This window comes from Flavonifractor sp. DFI.6.63, from assembly GCF_024462255.1.
Classification (GTDB): Bacteria; Bacillota; Clostridia; order Oscillospirales; family Oscillospiraceae; genus Lawsonibacter_A; species Lawsonibacter_A hominis.
In genome coordinates this window covers 37,246-53,177 of sequence record NZ_JANGBE010000016.1, presented here as the reverse complement: position 1 = coordinate 53,177, position 15,932 = coordinate 37,246, and the positions used below count along the sequence as shown (strand labels likewise).

Sequence of the window (15,932 nt, the reverse complement as noted above, 5' to 3'; positions counted from 1 at the left end):
GGGACCGCTGTGAAACAGCTTCTGCGCCGCGGGGGGGGCGCTTTGTGTCTGATCCTGCTGCTTTGTGCCGCTGTCCTGGCGCCGGCATCGGCGGCGGAGGATCAGGGCGCCGGCGCCCTGACCATTCTGTTCACCCATGACACCCACGACCGTTTTCTGCCCGTCCCGGATGAAGAGGGCGGGGAATACGGCGGCTATACCCGCTTGGCCACGCTGCTCCGGCAGGAGCGCGCCGCGGCGGAAACCCCGGTAGTCACCCTGGACGCGGGAGATTTCTCCATGGGCTCCCTGTTCCAGACCATCTACGCCACCGACGCCCCGGAACTGCGGGCGTTGGGACAGATGGGATATGACGTGACCACCCTGGGCAACCACGAGTTCGACTACCGCGCCCGCGGCCTGGCGGAGATGCTCGGCGCCGCGGTGGACAGCGGGGACCGCCTGCCCGCCGTCGTCCAGGCCAACTACAAGCCCCCTGCGGGGGACGGCGCGACCCGCGCCGCCTGGGAGAACTATGGCATCGGAGACTATGTAGTGCTGGAACGGGACGGGGTGCGCGTTGCGGTCTTTGGATTGCTGGGCGTGGACGCCGATGAATGCGCCCCCATGTCCGGCATGGAATTCACCCCGCTTGCGCAGGCCGCGCAGCGGGTGGTGGAGACCATTCAGGCACAGGAAGCGGCGGACTATATCGTGTGCCTGTCCCACTCGGGGACCACGGACGGTAAAGGGGAGGACTACGAGCTGGCAAAAGCCGTGGACGGCATCGACGTGATCATCTCCGGACATACCCACTCCGCCACGCAGGAGCCCATCCGGGTGAACGATACCCTGATCGTCTCCTGCGGCGAGTACACCCGGAACCTGGGCGTGCTGACGGTGGAGAAGACCGGAGAAGGACTGGATACCCTGGACTTCCGGCTGGTCCCCATTGATGAGACCGTGACAGAAGACGCCGCCATGACCGCGATGGCCCGCCGGTTTCAGCAGAAGGTGGACGAGGGGTACCTGGCGGGTTTCGGCCTGAGCTTTGATCAGGTGCTCTGTGAGAGCGCCTTCGCGTTCACGCCCATCCGCCGGTTCGCGCAGCAGCAGCAGGAGGACCCCCTGGGCAGCCTGATCGCGGATTCCTATGTCTACGCGGTGGAACAGGCGGAGGGGGAGGACTACAGGACCGTGGACTTTGCAGTGGTGGCCGCAGGCGTTGTCCGGGCTTCCTTTGCTGCGGGAGAGATCACCACCTCGGACGCGTTCAACGTCTCGTCGCTGGGCTCCGGAGCGGACGGTACGCCGGGCTACCCGCTGGTGTCCGTATGGCTGACCGGACGGGAGCTGAAAGACGTCTTCGAGGTGGACGCTTCCGTTACCCCGCTCATGCCTGCCGCCCAGCTCTATCCGGCGGGCATGCGCTGGACCTATAATCCGCGCCGGCTGATCTTCAACAAGGTCACCGCGTGCGCCCAGGTGCTCCCCGACGGCTCTGAGGCCGCGCTGGAGGACGAGCGGCTTTACCGGGTGGTCACCGGACTCTATTCCGGACAGATGCTGGGGGCGGTGAATGCAAAATCGTTCGGCATCCTCACCGTTACGCCCAAGGACGCCCAGGGGAACGAGATCACCGACCTGGAGGCGCACATCATCCATACTTCCGGCGGCTCGGAGGTCAAGGAATGGTACGCCCTGGCCTCCTACCTCCAGTCCATGGGCACGATGGACCGCCGCTATGCCGCGCCGGAAGGGCGCAAGGTGTCCGTGCCCTCCTGGAACCCCGTCCATTTGCTGAAGAACCCAAACCGGATCACGCTGCTTGTTCTGCTGCTCGCCTTGATCGTAATCGGTCTGGTGGTTTTTCTTGTTTACCGCATCGCGACCCGGGGCCGCCGCAGGCGCTGCCGCGGGGGCAGCGGCTACCGCCGTTATCGGGGATAGGGAGCAGCCGCTCAGCTTGCCGAAAGAGCCTCGCAGCGCCCCTCCGCCGGAGCGGGGGGAATCAAGTCCGATCCCTGTTTCGCAGCGGCGTGTACGTCGTGAAACATACATCCCGGCCTGTACGTGCACGCACGTACAGGCCGCAGCTTTCCCGAACAAACGGCTTCGCCGCTTGTCCGGCAGCCTCCTTTTTACGACTTGGATTTGGGCTTAAAGATGAGCGCGACCAGATAGCCGAAGAAGATCGCGGCGGTGATGCCGCCTGCGGCGGCGGTAACGCCGCCGGTGAGGGCTCCCAGAATGCCCATTTCATCCACCGCCTTGGCCACGCCCTTGGCCAGCAGGTAGCCAAAGCCGGTCAACGGCACGGTGGCTCCAGCGCCGCCGAAGGCCACGATATACTTATAGATGCCAAGCGCCCCCAGAACGACGCCGGAGACCACATAGGTCACCAGAATCTTGGCGGGGGTAAGGGGGGTCTTGTCGATCAGAATTTGACCGATGAGGCAGAGCAGCCCGCCGCAGAGGAACGCGCGGACGTATTCCCAAAAGAGTTCCATGACGGATTCCTTTCTCATTCCGGCGGGGAGCGCGGGAGACCGTCTCCCGGCCGCCCCGCGGCTGTGGTGTGGTGTTATTTTGTGCAGGAGATGGCCGCGGCGTGGCAGATGCAGGGGATGCTCTCGCCCTGCTGGGTAGAGGTGGGGGAGAGCAGAGCGCCCGTGCCGCAGAAGAGAATGTTTTTCCAGCGCCCGGCGCGCATACCGTTGAGCAGATGCCCGGTGAGCACCACGGCGGAGCAGCCGCAGCCGGAGCCGCCGCAGTGCACGTCCTGACCCTCCAGATCGTAGATCAGGGTGCCGCAGTCGGTCAGGTTGTTCAGGTCCATGCCGTCCTTGTGGAACAGGTCGAACAGGATCTCGCTGCCCAGCTTGCCCAGGTCTCCGGTGACGATCAGGTCGTACTGAGAGGGCCTGCGTCCCGTGTCCTGGAAGTGGGCCTTGATGGTCTCATAGGCCGCGGGAGCCATGGCCGCCCCCATGTTGTTGGCGTCCTTGATGCCCTTGTCCACGATCTTTCCGATGGTGGCGTGGGTCACATAGGGGCCGTTCCCGTCCCGGGCCAGGATGATGCAGCCGGAGCCGGTCACCGTCCACTGGGCGGTGGGGGTGCGCTGTCCGCCGTACTCCAGCGGGGTGCGGTACTGCCGCTCGGCGGAGCAGAAGTGGGAGGAGGTCAGCGCCGCCGCCCACTCCCCGAAGCCGCCGTCCAGCATAGCCGACGCCATACACAGGCTCTCCGCCATGGTAGAGCAGGCCCCGTACAGTCCCAGAAAGGGCGCGTCCTGTCCCCGCATGGCGAAGCCGGAGCCGATGCATTGATTCAGCAGGTCCCCGGCAAAGATATAGTCTAATACGCTGACGCTTTGCTTGGCCTTGTCCAGCGCGGCGGACAGAGCCAGCTTCTGCATGGCGCTCTCTGCCTTCTCCCAGCTTTTTTCGCCAAAGCTGTCGTCCTGATTGATGAGATCGAAGCTGCCGGCCAGGGGACCGTCCCCCTCCTTTTTGCCCACGACGTTGGCGTGCCCGGCGATGGAGGGGGGCGCGGCAAAGGCGATCGTCTGAGCGCCCAGTTTTTTTGTGATCATAATCGATCCGTCCTCCCGCAGAAATAGATGATGCTATTTTGAACGAAAAGCCCGAAAAATATGAGGATGTATTTTGTGGGCGGACATGCTGGTCAAATACCGGGTTTTGAGCTATAATACCCTCAGTGGACAAGAAGCAACGCATATGCGCAGCCGGCTTTTTGAGACCGGACGCCGGGATCGATCCCAATCCCAGGGGATGCTTTGGACGTCAAGGTGTTTGGGTTTGCTCCGCGTGTCCGCTGCCTACGGCGGGCGGCTTGCCCGGATGCAGGGAGAGGACGCAAGGCTGCGGCAAATTTAAAGTTGGAGGAGAGCCCATGGTGGAACAAGCCAAGCGCACCCTGGCCTATATTTGTCCGGAATGCCGTCAGAGCGTGGTGATCGAGCGCACCGCGTTCCAGCTGGCCGCGGCGGGCAGCGAGCTGCCCTGTCCCTGCGGAAAATCGGCCCTGAAGGTGGAGCTGGCCGGGGATCGGGCCCATCTGCAGGTGCCCTGCCTGTTCTGCGGCACGGACCACAGCGTCTCCTGCTCCCAGCGCGCCTTTCTGCACGAGCATCTGCTGGCCTTCTCCTGTGCACGCTCGGGCCTGGACTGCTGCTATGTGGGCGAGGAGGACGCCGTCTTCGCCGCCGTGGGGCGGCTGGAGGAAGCGGTGGACAAGCTGGAAGCCGAAGCCGGCGCCAAGGGCGCTTTTCTGGATGAGCTTGTGATGCACGAGGTGCTCTCAGAGATCCGGGACATTGCCCAGCGGGACGGCATCTCCTGCACCTGCGGTTCCCACCGCTGGAACCTTCAGGTCAATTACAGCTCGGTGGACCTGAAGTGCGCCGACTGCGGCGGGGCGATGCGGATTCCGGCCGCGACCGCCAGCGATATCGAGGATATCTGCTGCAAATATACGCTGCTCATCCATGGCAGAGAGGGGGCGGGACATGACGGTCTATGAGCGGGAATACCGGGTGGACTCGCGGGAGACCGATCCCTGGTACAACTGCCGGCCCTCCGGCGTACTGGGATTTTTGCAGGAGGCAGCCACGGCGGCCGCGTGCGCCCTTCATGCCTCCCGGGATGAGATGCTGGATAAATATAACGCGTTCTGGATGCTGGCCCGGGTATGGTACCGGCTGGACGAGCCGTTGAAGTGGGGGGAGCGTCTGCGCATCCGCACCTGGCACCGGGGCGGCAGGGGGGCCTCCTCTTACCGCGACTTCGATTTGTTTGTCAACGACGCGCCGGTGGGAGAGGCGGTCTCCCTCTGGGTGCTGGCCAACGCACAGACCCATAAGCTGGTGCGCATGGCCGGCATCGAGGAATTCCAGGGCACGGACGGGGGCGCGCTGTGCAAGACCAGACTGCTGAACAAGGTCCGCATGCCGCCGGATATGACATGCGCCGGCACGCGCAGCTTCCGCTACAGCGACCTGGACGTGAACGGCCACGTGAATAACGTGCGCTATGCCGACATTGTCTGCGACGCGCTCCATCTGGAGCGTATGGGTGCGGAGCGTTTTGTCTCGTCCCTTCAGGTGGGCTATCAGGCCGAGTGCCGGGTGGGGGAGACCGTGGACCTTACGACCGGCAGCGACGGCGGCGCACAGTACGTCCATGGCGCGGACGGCGCGGGGAAGACCCGGTTTGACGCCATGCTCACATTATCCGATTTAGCCGGAAAAGCCCCTTGACAATCCAGAGGCGAGGGCATAAAATAGGAAAAATTTATGGTTAGAGAGACAAGGAGATGTACTATGGTCAACACCGACGAGCGCCAGAAGTTTACCAAGCAGGGTCTCACCTTTGACGACGTGCTGCTGATCCCGGCGGAGAGCGATGTGCTTCCCGCGGACATTGACCTGCACACCCAGCTTACCAAAAAGATCCGCCTGAACATCCCTCTGATGAGCGCCGCCATGGATACCGTTACCGAGTACCGCATGGCCATCGCCATCGCCCGGGAAGGGGGTATCGGCGTCATCCACAAGAACATGTCCATCGGGGCACAGGCCGAGCAGGTGGATATGGTCAAGCGCAGTGAGAACGGCGTCATCACAAACCCCTTCTGGCTGGCCCCCGGCCATACGCTGGCCGAGGCGGATGAGCTGTGCGCCAAGTATAAGATCTCCGGCGTACCCATCTGCGACAACGGAAAGCTCATCGGCATCATCACCAACCGGGATATGAAGTTCGAGACCGATATGAGCAAGCTGATCGATAACGTGATGACTAAGGACAACCTGGTCACCGCAAAGGAGGGCACCACGCTGGAGGAGGCCAAGGAGATCCTCCGGCGCCACAAGGTGGAAAAGCTCCCCATTGTGGACGATGAGTTCCATCTCAAGGGCCTGATCACCATCAAGGACATTGAAAAGGCCCAGGTCTACCCCAATTCCGCCCGCGACGACAAAGGACGCCTGTTGGTGGGCGCCGCCATCGGCGTTACCTCCGACGTGCTGGACCGGGTGGCCGCTCTGGTGGAAGCGGGGGCCGACGTGCTGGCGCTGGACTCCGCCCACGGCCATTCCCATAATATCCTGGAGTGTGTGCGCCGCATCAAGGCGCTCTATCCCGACGTGCAGCTGATCGCGGGCAACGTGGCCACCGCAGAGGGTACCCGCGCCCTCATTGAGGCGGGCGCGGACTGCGTGAAGATCGGCATCGGCCCCGGCTCCATCTGTACCACCCGTGTGGTGGCCGGTATCGGCGTGCCTCAAATCACCGCCGTGTACGATGCGGCCCGTGTGGCGGCGGAGTACGGAGTGCCCATCATCGCCGACGGCGGCGTCAAGTATTCCGGCGACATCGCCAAGGCTCTGGCCGCGGGCGCCAACGTGGTCATGCTGGGCTCGCTGCTGGCGGGCTGTGAGGAATCCCCCGGCGAAACCGAGGTGTATCAGGGCCGCCAGTTCAAGGTCTACCGCGGCATGGGCAGCCTGGGCGCTATGGCCAAGGGTTCCAAGGACCGCTATTTCCAGGAGAACAACAAGAAACTGGTCCCAGAAGGCGTCGAGGGCCGTGTGCCTTACAAGGGCCTGACCGGGGAGACCATTTACCAGCTCATGGGCGGCCTGCGGGCGGGTATGGGCTACACCGGCTGCCACAATGTGGCGGAGCTGCAGAGCAAGGCACAGTTCATGCAGATCACCTCCGCCGGTCTGCGGGAGAGCCATCCCCACGACATCTATATCACCAAGGAAGCGCCCAACTATACCCTCAATCCGCAGTAAGCGGCGCGGGGCGCTTCCAGCCCCGCGGAAGCGGGGCCGCGCGGAGCGCGTGCAAGGTTTTGAAGAAAAGCTTGCTGCCGGGCGGATTCACTTCGCCCGGCAGATGAACTGGGAGGGGTCCCCAATGGATGGAATCATCCATTGGGGCGCGCCCGACTACACCCTCAATCCGCAGTAAGCGGCGCGGGGCGCTTCCAGCGAAGCGCTTGATTTGCAGCAGGCGACGATGGCAACAGCCCCCGCCGGGTTTCCCGGCGGGGGCTGTTGTCAGCTGCGGCCGGTGTCCAGCACCAGGTCGCAGCGCTCCGGCAGGCGGAAGGTCTGGAAGTAGGCCTCTTCCAGCGGGATCCAACGCGCCTGGAAGCGCGCAAGCCCCGCTGTCCCCTCGCGCTCCAGCAGCCGCTGGCGCTGGACAGCGGGAGAACAGGTCAAAAAGATGCGCGTGTGGTAGTATCGGTACAGCTCCGGGTGGAGGGCATAGCTGCCTTCCACGAGAGCCAGTCCGGTATGCGCCGCCTGTACCGGCGGACCGAAACCGCCGCTATGGCAGTCGAAGGGGCGAAAGCAGACCGGTTTTCCTGCCGACCAGGGAACGAGGAGCTCCGCCGCCACCCGCTCATAGTGGATGTTGCCGCCGGGCTGTGCCAGACGCTCCGGCGTGCGCAGGGCGGGGGGGAGAAAAAAGTCATCCATGTGGAACAGGGAACAGCCCAGTACCGCCGCCGCCTGCCCGGCCAGCCGGCTTTTGCCGCTGCCGCAGCGGCCATCGATGGCCGCCAGTACCGGCCCGTCCGCCTGGGACAAGGGGGCCAGCTTCTTCAAAAGCTGCTCCAGCAGCCGGTCGGTCTCCTGCACGTTCAAACCCCTCTCGTGATGAGATCCTTTTTCCGCAGGCATTATTATAGCACATTCCTTTCCCGGGAGCAAAGCGCTTTTCGGGATGTCCCGCCGCACGCGGTCATCCGCCGCCGCTTGGTGGCTGACCCTCGTCAGCGGCAAGTGGAAGGGGCTCCTACTGCGGGACCTGCTGGATGGGACGCGGCGGTTTGGGGAGCTGAAAACTCCGCCGGCCACGTGACTCAGAAGGTGCTGACCGCTCAGCTGAGGCAGATAGAGGCCAGCGGACTTCTGACGCGCGCCGTGTATGCCCAGGCGCCGCCCCGGGTGGAATATACGCTGACAGAGCCGGGCTACAGCCTCAGGCCCGTTTTGGATGCCATGCAGGCATGGGGCGATGCCTGTCAAAAGGCGGAAGGCGGCCGCATCTGAACAGGCCCTTCCAGGTCCACAAAATACAGACGCGCGGACCGGTTCAATTCGGTCCGCGCGTTTTTATCAGGGACGGCAGATTGCATTCCCGGCAGGCAGTCCGGAAGCTCTGGCCGGTGAGCAGAAAGCATACGCCGGGCAGCGAGGCGGCAAGCAATACGCCCGCGAAACAGCTCAGCAGTACGGCGGCAAAGAAGAGCAGGTGAGCGCCCATACCGGCGAACGTGCTGCCCATCCACCCCGGCCACAGCCTCTCCCAGAAGGAGATGGCCAAGGGGTGGGCCAGATAGATTCCGAAGGACAGACCGGAACAGAAGGTCAGGAGCCGTCCGGAGCGCCGTGCTTCCCCGTAAGAGCGCGCCAGCAGGAAAACGGCTCCGGAGAGCAGCGCGGTAAACACGTGCAGATAGCTCTTGAAGCTTTCGTCATAGGCGCCGGTGCTCCGGCGCAGCCACCAGGTGCCCCCGGCGATGATGAGGACGCACGCCAGCGAAACCAGCCACAGGACCCGCCGGGAGGGCAGGCGCCTGAGCCGGGCCAGCCGGGCTCCCAGCAGAAAGTAGCCCAGATAGCCGCCGATCAGGTTTACATTCAGGGTCCAGTGGACGGTAAAAACGGTGCGCCAGGCGCTCTCCAGGGGCAGAAAATCCCGCACCGTATTCACACCGATGGTCAGAACCAGCCAAAGCAGCACCAGATAGTTCCAGTGGGCATCGGTCAGGCCGTCGGCCATTTTTTTCAAAAAGGGCGAGAGCAGATAGACCGGGATCAGGGCATATAAAAACCAGTATGGGACCATGGCGGGGGTATTGGGCAGCGCGGAGAGCTGCTCCAGAGCAGCCGCCGGACCGGCCCGCAGCAGCGTGAGCAGAACCACGAGAGCCGACCAGGCCGCCAGGGGCAGCAGTACCTTCGGCAGGCGGCGGCCAAACAGGGCGGACAGATCCGCCGTCCCCTCCTGGGACAGGAGCAGGGCGCCCGAGAGCATAAAGAACAGCGGGACCGCCGCGGTAGCCAGGGAAGAGGCCAGATTGGCGAAGTGCCACACCGCCCCGGAAGCGGAGCGCAGCGCCGCTGCCGCGCAGTGGAGGTAGACCACCCCCACCATGGAGCCGACGCGCAGCAGGTCGTAATCCCAGCGGCGGGACCGGGGAGAGGGGGTCATAAGCCCACCGCCTTTCTCCGCAGTACGGACAGCGGAGGGGCCTGGACGGGCAGCTTGAGGTGCAGGGCCATCTGCGGCTTGCGGGCCTGGTCGATGGGAAGACCGTCGCCGTCGGTAAGTTCCTGCGCCCGAAAGGCCACCGGAGCCACACCCGGGCCGACCAGCTCCAGCTCGTCTCCGGCGGAAAACTTATTGCGCAGGGAGCAAAGGGCGGTCCCGTCGGGGGTGCAGGAGGTCACCACGGCCATCACCTGCCAGTCCCGGACATACCGGGCGCTTTCCGTGTGCTGCCCCGGCGCGCCGAAATAGAAGCCGGTGGAATAGGGCCGGTGGCTGACCTTTTCCACTTCGTCCCGCCAGACGCGCTCCAGGGGCTTGCCGGCTGCGGCGGCGTCGACGGCGTGGCGATAGGCCCCGGTCACAATGCCCGCGTAGTAGGCGCTTTTGGCCCGCCCCTCGATCTTCAGGGAGTTCAGACCAGCCCCGAGCAGTTCCGGAATGTGGTCGATCATGCACATATCACGGGAATTGAGAATATACGCGCCGCCCTCGTCCTCCCCGATGGGGAAATATTCGCCGGGGCGCTGCTCCTCCACCAGGGCGTAATGGTAGCGGCAGGGCTGGGCGCACGCGCCGCGGTTGGCGTCTCGGCCCGTCATATAATTGGAGAGCAGGCACCGCCCCGAGTAGCTCACGCACATGGCCCCGTGGATGAAAGCCTCCAGCTCCAATGCGTTTGGGGCTTTGGCGCGGATAAGCGCGATCTCGTCCAGGGAGAGCTCACGGGCCAGGATCACCCGGCCTGCGCCAAGCTCATGCCAAGCCCGGGCGGCCTCGTAGTTGGACACGCTGGCCTGGGTGGAGATGTGGGCCTTCACGGCAGGGGCATAGCGCTTCAGCAGGGAGAGCACCCCCACGTCGGCTAGGATGACGGCGTCCACCCCCAGGTCCTGGAGGTATTCCATCCATTCCGGCAGACGGCGGATCTCGTCGTTGCGGGGCATGGTGTTGCACGTCACATGGACGGCCACGCCCCGCCGGTGGCAGAGCGACACCGCCTGGCGCAGCTCGTCCGGGGTGAAGTTTCCGGCAAAGGAGCGCATGCCGAAGTCCAGTCCGGCCAGATAGACCGCGTCGGCCCCGTAGGCCAGGGACATGCGCAGCCGCTCCATATCCCCCGCGGGGGAGAGGAGTTCCACGCGCTTATCCATTGCGGTACCGCTCCTGGGTCGCAATGAAGCTGAGCTGTTCCTGGTGGGTCTTGAAGAAGTGGTGGACCCCGTCATCGCCCAGAGCGTAGTAGTAATAGCTGGTGGACTCGGGATTGACCGCGGCGCGCAGAGCGTCCGCACCGGGGTTGGCGATGGCCGTGGGGGGCAATCCGGCGTGCCGGTAGGTGTTGTACGGGGTGTCGGCGCTGGTGTCCACCACGGTGCCGCCGGTGGCGTATAGGATGGTGGCGTCGATGTTCAGCAGGCCGTTGGTGGCGCTGGTATTGGTCAGGCGGTTATAGATGACGGAGGAGATCCTGCGCTGATCCGAGCCGTCGGTCTCCTTCTCGATCATCGAGGCGATGATGACGGCGTCGTTGATGCTCATGCCCTGGTCGGTCATGGCCTGACGCATCTCCTCGGTAAAGATCTGGTCAAAGCGCAGGATCATCTTGTTGAGCACGCTGACCGGGTCCTCGCCCATATAGAACTCGTAAGTGTCGGGGAACAGATACCCCTCCAGGCGCTTGGCGTCTCCCAGGGGGAGCACGCCCTTGAGGAAGGAGAACTTGAAATCATAGTTGGCGGCGGTCTCTTCCAGCTTGTCCGCGGTGGAGACCCCTTTGGCCTCCAGCAGCGCGAAGATCTGCGCCTGCGTCATGCCCTCCGGGATGGTGACGGTGGCCACCATCCGGCTGCCCGAGCTGCTGCCCATGCTGGTGATCAGCGCGCGGTAGTCCATATCGGTGCTCAGCTCATAGGTCCCGGAAGAGAGCTTGTATTTGGCGTGGGTCAGGGAGGCAAAGGTCTTGAAGACGAACTTGTATTCGATCAGACCATTCTCCGAAAGCAGATCGGCCACGTAGTCCATGTCGGCCACCGAGATCGTTTCGGTGACGGTCTCGCTCGTGCCGTCGGCGGCGGTCCGCTCCATCTTCCGCTCCTCCTGGGTAAAGATCTCCTCCGGCAGGGTGATCACGGCGGTATGCTCCTGCTTGTTCAGAGCCAGCAGGTCGCAGGCCCAGGTCCAGCCCAGGCCGGCCAGCAGGGCGGAAATGCCCAGCACAAAGGCGACATAGATCAGTGCGCCCAGCGCGCCCATGCGGCGGCGTCTGCGGCGGCGCTTGACGGGGCGCTGGCCGGGCTCCTCACCGCGGCTTTGCGCATGAGCAGGCGCCGCGCGGCGGGGCTGGTAGCGATTTTCTTCCTGTGACATTTGCTTACACTCCTAACTGAAACTGCACGGGGCAGGGGAAATCAGACGCCCATTCCCGCAAATGGAAAAAAGAATCCTGTCCGCTGGAACCACACCAACCCGGTCCACATAGTATGAGCCAGATGAAGCAAGTGAGGTGAAACAAAGCATGTGCTGTGGTAACAATGGCTGGGGCGGCGGCGGCTGTCTGTGGATCATCCTGATCATCATCATCATCTGCTGCTGCTGCGGCGGCGGAAGCTGGGGCGGCTGCGGGTGCGGCTGCAACAACAACTGCGGCTGCGGGTGCAACGACGGCTGCGGCTGCTGCTGAGGCAGACTACCTAAGTGACCGTGCGGAGGCGGGGCCGGCAGGCCCCGCTTTCGCCGCGTCCGGGGCGGACGGGCCGTAGAGGCCGTCCTCGGTTACCACCAGGTGGACAAGCGCGTCGTGCGCTTGGCGGGGCAGCGCGTCAAAGAGCAGGGCCCCGCGGCACAGAGCGACCCGTATCCCGCCGAAGCCGGGCAGCCAGCGGTCATAATAACCGCCGCCCTGGCCGAGGCGCCCCCCGGAGCGGTCAAACGCCAGACCGGGGATGAGGGCCAGCGTTATCCTTCCCGCATCGACCGCCGGACAGTCCTCTCCCGGCTCCAGCATTCCAAAGGCGTGGGGAATCAAAACGGTATCCGCCCGGATCAGGCGGGCCTCCAGGCGCCGCTCCGGCAGGCACCGGGGCAGGGCGAGACGCTTTCCCAGCTCCAGCAGCGGCGGGATCAGCCGGGCGGTGTCCGGCTCGGCGCCCATACCGTGGTAGAGCAGCAGCGTATCCGCCGCCGCCACCTGGGGCAGGGAGAGAAACCGGGACAGAAGCGCGTCGTCGCTGGCGCGCCGCGCCTCCGGGGAGAGCGCCCTCCCATATGCGCGGACCTGACGCCGCAGGGCGGCTTTGTCAGCGGTAATGGACTTCATGGCGTACCCGGCGGGCGGCCTCGGCTCCCCTGAGCGCCTCCACCAGCGCCAGGCCAAAATCAAAGGCGGAACCGGCGGCCTCGCCGGTGATGATGCGTCCGTCCGCCACGACCCGGGCGCCCTTCTGTACCACGGCGGAGCCCATCTCCTCCTCCATGCCGGGGTAGCACACCGCCCGGCGGCGGTCCAGAATGCCCAGATGGGCCAGAATGGTGGGCGCGGCACAGATGGCCGCCAGCCAACAGCCGTGATCCCGGCAGCGCTGGATCAGGGCAAGAGCGAACAGATTCATCTGGATGGACTCCACGCCGCCCATACCGCCGGGAAGCACCAGCATCTCCACCCCGTCGGGGTCCAGCTCCTCCAGGGAACGGTCGGCGCAGACCGTGATGCCGTGACCGCCGGTGACCCGAAGGCCGTCCAGACCGACCAGCGTTACGTCCACGCCGGCCCGGCGCAGCAGATCGGCGGGCACCAGCGCCTCGGCCTCCTCAAAGCCGTCGCCCAATAAAATCGTTACCATAGCTCTCACCTCACGGAAGAATCGGCTGGATCAGCGCTAAAATATCCCGGTGGATCTCCTCCGCCGGACGCAGAGCGCCGGCGGCATCCACACAGGCGACCGTCCGCCAGCCCAGACACTCCGCCGCCCGCAGGGCGGTTTTGCGGCACAGTGCGAGATAACCGGCGTCCACCTCGTGGATATCGCCCTGGGTGTGGGTGGCCTGCTCCCGGGCCCGCAGCAGCGCGATGGAGCGCTCGGTCGGCATGTCCAGATAGACCACCAGATCAGGCCGGGGAAGTCCCAGCTTGGCATGCTCGAAGTCGTAAAGCCACTGGAAAAAGCCCTCCCACTCCGGTTCGGGCAGCTTGCAGGCCTGATGGACCGCGTTGGAGGTGGTATACCGGTCGGAGAGCACCAGCCCGCCGCCGGTATAATACTCGCCCCACACCTTTTTCCAGGAAGCATAGCGGTCCACCGCATAAAAGGCGGAGGCCGCGTAGGGATTCACATCCGAGGGGCGGCGGCCGAATTCGCCTCCCAGATACATGCGGATCAGCGCGGAGGAGGGCTGCTGGTATTGGGGAAAAATCAGCCGCTGGAAGGGGCGCTGCGCCTGCTCCAGGGTCCTGCACAGCAGGGAAAACTGGGTGGACTTTCCGGAGCCGTCGGTGCCCTCCAGGACAATCAGCGTTCCGCTCACCGGCCGCCGCCTCCTTTCCTCCGCGCGCCCAGCGCGTAAAGAAGCACCAGGGGCAGCTTTGCCATGCGGCCGAAGCGCCGCGGCTCTTTGATCAGGCGGTGGAGCCACTCCAGGCCCAGCTTTTGATAGGCCTCGGGGGCCCGTTCCACCACTCCGGCGAACACGTCCAGGGCGCCGCCCAGGCCGACCATCAGGCTGCACCCGGTCTCAGGGCCGTTTTTTGCCATCCAAAGCTCCTGCTTAGGCGCGCCGAGGCAGACGAAGCATACGTCGGCGGCGCAGGCACGGATGTCCTCCACCACGGGAGCGTCCTGGGTAAAGTAGCCGTCGCGGGTGCCGCAAACGATCAGTCCCGGGTAGGCGTCCTTCAAATGGGCGGCGGCCAGCTCGGCCACGCCGGGCTTTGCGCCCAGAAGGAACAGGCGCTTGCCCTGCGCAGCCATCCAGCGCAGCAGGCGCTGGGCAAAATCGATCCCGGTCACCTTGCCCTTCAGCGGGCGGCCCAGGATCTTGGCCGAATAGATCACGCCGATGCCGTCGGCCAGCACCAGATCGGCATCCAGCAGCGTCTGGCGGAACGCCGCGTTCGTTCGGGCCTCCAGCAGGAATTCCGGGTTCGGGGTCACAGCGTAATGAAAGCCGCCGCGCTCCACCAGCGCGGCCCCGGCGCGGGCCGCCTCGTCCAGCGTCAGGTCGTCAAACCCGACGCCCAATATGTCAGTGCGCAAGGAAATATGCCTCCCCATCAGCAGATCATTCCAGTATGGAACCTATAATTTCATGCCATTTTATCATAGATAGCAGGAAAAGTCCATGAGGAAACCCCGCGAAGGGACGAGGGGAAACATGAAGATTCTATAAAGTTTACGGGATTTTATCGTTGACATTTTGGGAACAGGTCATTATAATAAACGCAATACAAGCCGTGAGGCACTTTTTTTGCAGCTTGTTGCTTTAGCAGCAAAAAGCGCTAAAGCATACACTGTGCACAAAATGGAGGAAAATGAAATGAAAAACTTGTCTAAGCTGACCGCTCTCGCTCTGAGCGGTGTCCTGGCCCTGAGTCTGGCCGCCTGCGGCGGCAGCGGAACCGCGTCCACACCCGCGCCGGAGACCTCCGCACCGGGGACGCCGGCCCCCGAGACCGCGGCTCCCGCTGGAGAGACCGTCTATACCGTAGGCATCTGCCAACTGGCTCCTCATGTGGCGCTGGACGCCGCTACCGAGGGCTTTATGGACGCCATCAACGAGGCGCTGCCCGGTCAGGTGAAGTTTGACCTGCAGAACGCCGCCGGTGACAGCCCCACCTGCGCCACCATCGTCAACGGCTTTGTCTCCGCCGACGTGGACCTGATTATGGCAAACGCCACCCCTGCGCTTCAGGCGGCGGCATCCGCTACCGGAGACATCCCCGTGCTGGGCACCTCGGTCACGGAGTACGGCGTGGCCCTGGGCATCGACGGCTTTACCGGCACCGTGGGCACCAACGTCTCCGGCACCTCCGATCTGGCTCCCCTGGATCAGCAGGCCGCTATGATCCAGGAGTGGTATCCGGACGCCCAGACCGTAGGCCTGCTTTACTGCTCCGCCGAGCCCAACAGCCAGTATCAGGTGGACGAGGTCCAGAAGGCTCTGGAGAGCTTTGGCTACACCTGCACCCAGTATCCCTTCTCCGACACCAACGACATGGCTTCCGTCACCCAGAACGCCGCCGATAACAGCGACGTGCTTTATGTCCCCACCGATAACACCGTGGCCAACAACACCGGCATCGTGGACAATATCTGCCACGGTAAGGTACCGGTCTTCGCGGGCGAGGAGGGCATCTGCGCCGGCTGCGGTGTGGCGACCCTGTCCATCAGCTACTATGACCTGGGCGTCGCAACCGGAAAGATGGCCGTCAAGATCCTCACGGGCGAGGCCGACGTGTCCGAAATGCCCATTGAGTATGCGCCCAACTTTACCAAGAAGTACAACGAGACCACCTGCGCCGATCTGGGAATTACACCTCCCGACGGCTACCAGGCGATCAGCGCCGGATAATTCCAGAAAAGCCATCAAAACAGCGGAAAAGGGGGTTCCTTTTTCCGCTGTTTTTTGCTATACTATTAAAGT

Annotated in this window: 16 protein-coding genes and 1 pseudogene; 7 read left to right on the top strand and 10 right to left on the bottom strand. The window is 64.1% G+C overall.

Going from position 1 to position 15,932, the window contains the following annotated elements; translation table 11 throughout:
• Positions 1-9: 9 nt before the first annotated feature.
• Positions 10-1,929 (top strand): 5'-nucleotidase C-terminal domain-containing protein, encoded by a 1,920-nt coding sequence (locus NE547_RS10025; protein WP_256175750.1) that lies wholly within the window; start codon positions 10-12, stop codon positions 1,927-1,929.
• 191 nt (positions 1,930-2,120) lie between these two features.
• Here the strand turns inward: NE547_RS10025 and spoVAE are convergent, their stop codons facing one another.
• Both spoVAE and spoVAD read right to left on the bottom strand, forming a co-directional pair.
• Positions 2,121-2,489: a stage V sporulation protein AE gene (gene spoVAE, locus NE547_RS10020; protein ID WP_186908665.1), complete on the bottom strand. Its 369-nt coding sequence runs from the start codon at positions 2,487-2,489 to the stop codon at positions 2,121-2,123.
• Between the two features lie 74 nt (positions 2,490-2,563).
• Entirely contained in the window at positions 2,564-3,577 is a 1,014-nt protein-coding gene (gene spoVAD, locus NE547_RS10015) for a stage V sporulation protein AD (RefSeq protein ID WP_186908640.1), read from the bottom strand.
• A 320-nt stretch (positions 3,578-3,897) separates the two neighbouring features.
• Between spoVAD and NE547_RS10010 the strand changes: the two genes are divergently transcribed.
• The 3 genes from NE547_RS10010 to guaB all read left to right on the top strand — a co-directional run bounded on the left by NE547_RS10010 (position 3,898) and on the right by guaB (position 6,802).
• Entirely contained in the window at positions 3,898-4,527 is a 630-nt protein-coding gene (locus NE547_RS10010; RefSeq protein ID WP_186908641.1) for a hypothetical protein, read from the top strand.
• Positions 4,514-5,263 (top strand): acyl-[acyl-carrier-protein] thioesterase, encoded by a 750-nt coding sequence (locus NE547_RS10005; RefSeq protein ID WP_186908642.1) that lies wholly within the window; start codon positions 4,514-4,516, stop codon positions 5,261-5,263. Before NE547_RS10010 ends, NE547_RS10005 begins: the two co-directional genes overlap by 14 nt.
• 63 nt (positions 5,264-5,326) lie before the next feature.
• Entirely contained in the window at positions 5,327-6,802 is a 1,476-nt protein-coding gene (gene guaB / locus NE547_RS10000; protein ID WP_256175747.1) for an IMP dehydrogenase, read from the top strand.
• 267 nt (positions 6,803-7,069) lie between these two features.
• Here guaB and NE547_RS09995 read toward each other — a convergent pair whose 3' ends face one another.
• A complete protein-coding gene (locus NE547_RS09995) occupies positions 7,070-7,657 on the bottom strand; it encodes a uridine kinase (RefSeq protein ID WP_256175776.1) in 588 nt (195 codons plus the stop codon).
• Positions 7,658-7,742: 85 nt separating this feature from the next.
• Between NE547_RS09995 and NE547_RS09990 the strand changes: the two are divergent.
• A pseudogene (locus NE547_RS09990) lies at positions 7,743-8,071 on the top strand (winged helix-turn-helix transcriptional regulator).
• 43 nt (positions 8,072-8,114) lie between these two features.
• Here the strand turns inward: NE547_RS09990 and NE547_RS09985 are convergent.
• The 3 genes from NE547_RS09985 to mltG are packed head-to-tail and all read right to left on the bottom strand — an operon-like array spanning position 8,115 to position 11,663.
• Positions 8,115-9,236 (bottom strand): acyltransferase, encoded by a 1,122-nt coding sequence (locus NE547_RS09985; RefSeq protein ID WP_256175745.1) that lies wholly within the window; start codon positions 9,234-9,236, stop codon positions 8,115-8,117.
• On the bottom strand, positions 9,233-10,447 hold the full coding sequence (locus tag NE547_RS09980; protein ID WP_186908645.1) for a U32 family peptidase: 1,215 nt from the start codon (positions 10,445-10,447) through the stop codon (positions 9,233-9,235). The genes NE547_RS09985 and NE547_RS09980 overlap by 4 nt, the downstream gene beginning before the upstream one ends.
• Positions 10,440-11,663 (bottom strand): endolytic transglycosylase MltG, encoded by a 1,224-nt coding sequence (gene mltG, locus NE547_RS09975; protein WP_256175743.1) that lies wholly within the window; start codon positions 11,661-11,663, stop codon positions 10,440-10,442. Before mltG ends, NE547_RS09980 begins: the two co-directional genes overlap by 8 nt.
• Positions 11,664-11,799: 136 nt before the next feature.
• On the opposite strand from mltG, the gene NE547_RS09970 reads away from it, so the two are divergent.
• Complete coding sequence (locus NE547_RS09970) at positions 11,800-11,976, top strand: hypothetical protein (RefSeq protein WP_256175741.1); 177 nt, start codon at positions 11,800-11,802, stop codon at positions 11,974-11,976.
• 6 nt (positions 11,977-11,982) lie between these two features.
• Here the strand turns inward: NE547_RS09970 and NE547_RS09965 are convergent, their stop codons facing one another.
• Genes NE547_RS09965 through NE547_RS09950 form a run of 4 tightly spaced genes read right to left on the bottom strand, consistent with a single transcriptional unit; the run spans position 11,983 to position 14,545 of the window.
• Positions 11,983-12,612 (bottom strand): 5-formyltetrahydrofolate cyclo-ligase, encoded by a 630-nt coding sequence (locus NE547_RS09965; protein ID WP_186908648.1) that lies wholly within the window; start codon positions 12,610-12,612, stop codon positions 11,983-11,985.
• Entirely contained in the window at positions 12,593-13,135 is a 543-nt protein-coding gene (locus NE547_RS09960) for a DJ-1 family glyoxalase III (protein ID WP_186908649.1), read from the bottom strand. The genes NE547_RS09965 and NE547_RS09960 overlap by 20 nt, the downstream gene beginning before the upstream one ends.
• 10 nt (positions 13,136-13,145) lie before the next feature.
• Positions 13,146-13,817, bottom strand: a complete 672-nt coding sequence (locus NE547_RS09955) for a thymidylate kinase (RefSeq protein WP_186908650.1) — start codon at positions 13,815-13,817, stop codon at positions 13,146-13,148.
• Positions 13,814-14,545 (bottom strand): WecB/TagA/CpsF family glycosyltransferase, encoded by a 732-nt coding sequence (locus tag NE547_RS09950; RefSeq protein WP_186908651.1) that lies wholly within the window; start codon positions 14,543-14,545, stop codon positions 13,814-13,816. Before NE547_RS09950 ends, NE547_RS09955 begins: the two co-directional genes overlap by 4 nt.
• A gap of 280 nt (positions 14,546-14,825) precedes the next feature.
• Between NE547_RS09950 and NE547_RS09945 the strand changes: the two genes are divergently transcribed.
• Positions 14,826-15,860 carry an ABC transporter substrate-binding protein gene (locus tag NE547_RS09945; RefSeq protein WP_256175738.1) on the top strand — a complete coding sequence of 345 codons (1,035 nt, stop codon included), beginning with the start codon at positions 14,826-14,828 and terminating at the stop codon, positions 15,858-15,860.
• The last annotated feature ends 72 nt before the right edge of the window (positions 15,861-15,932 follow it).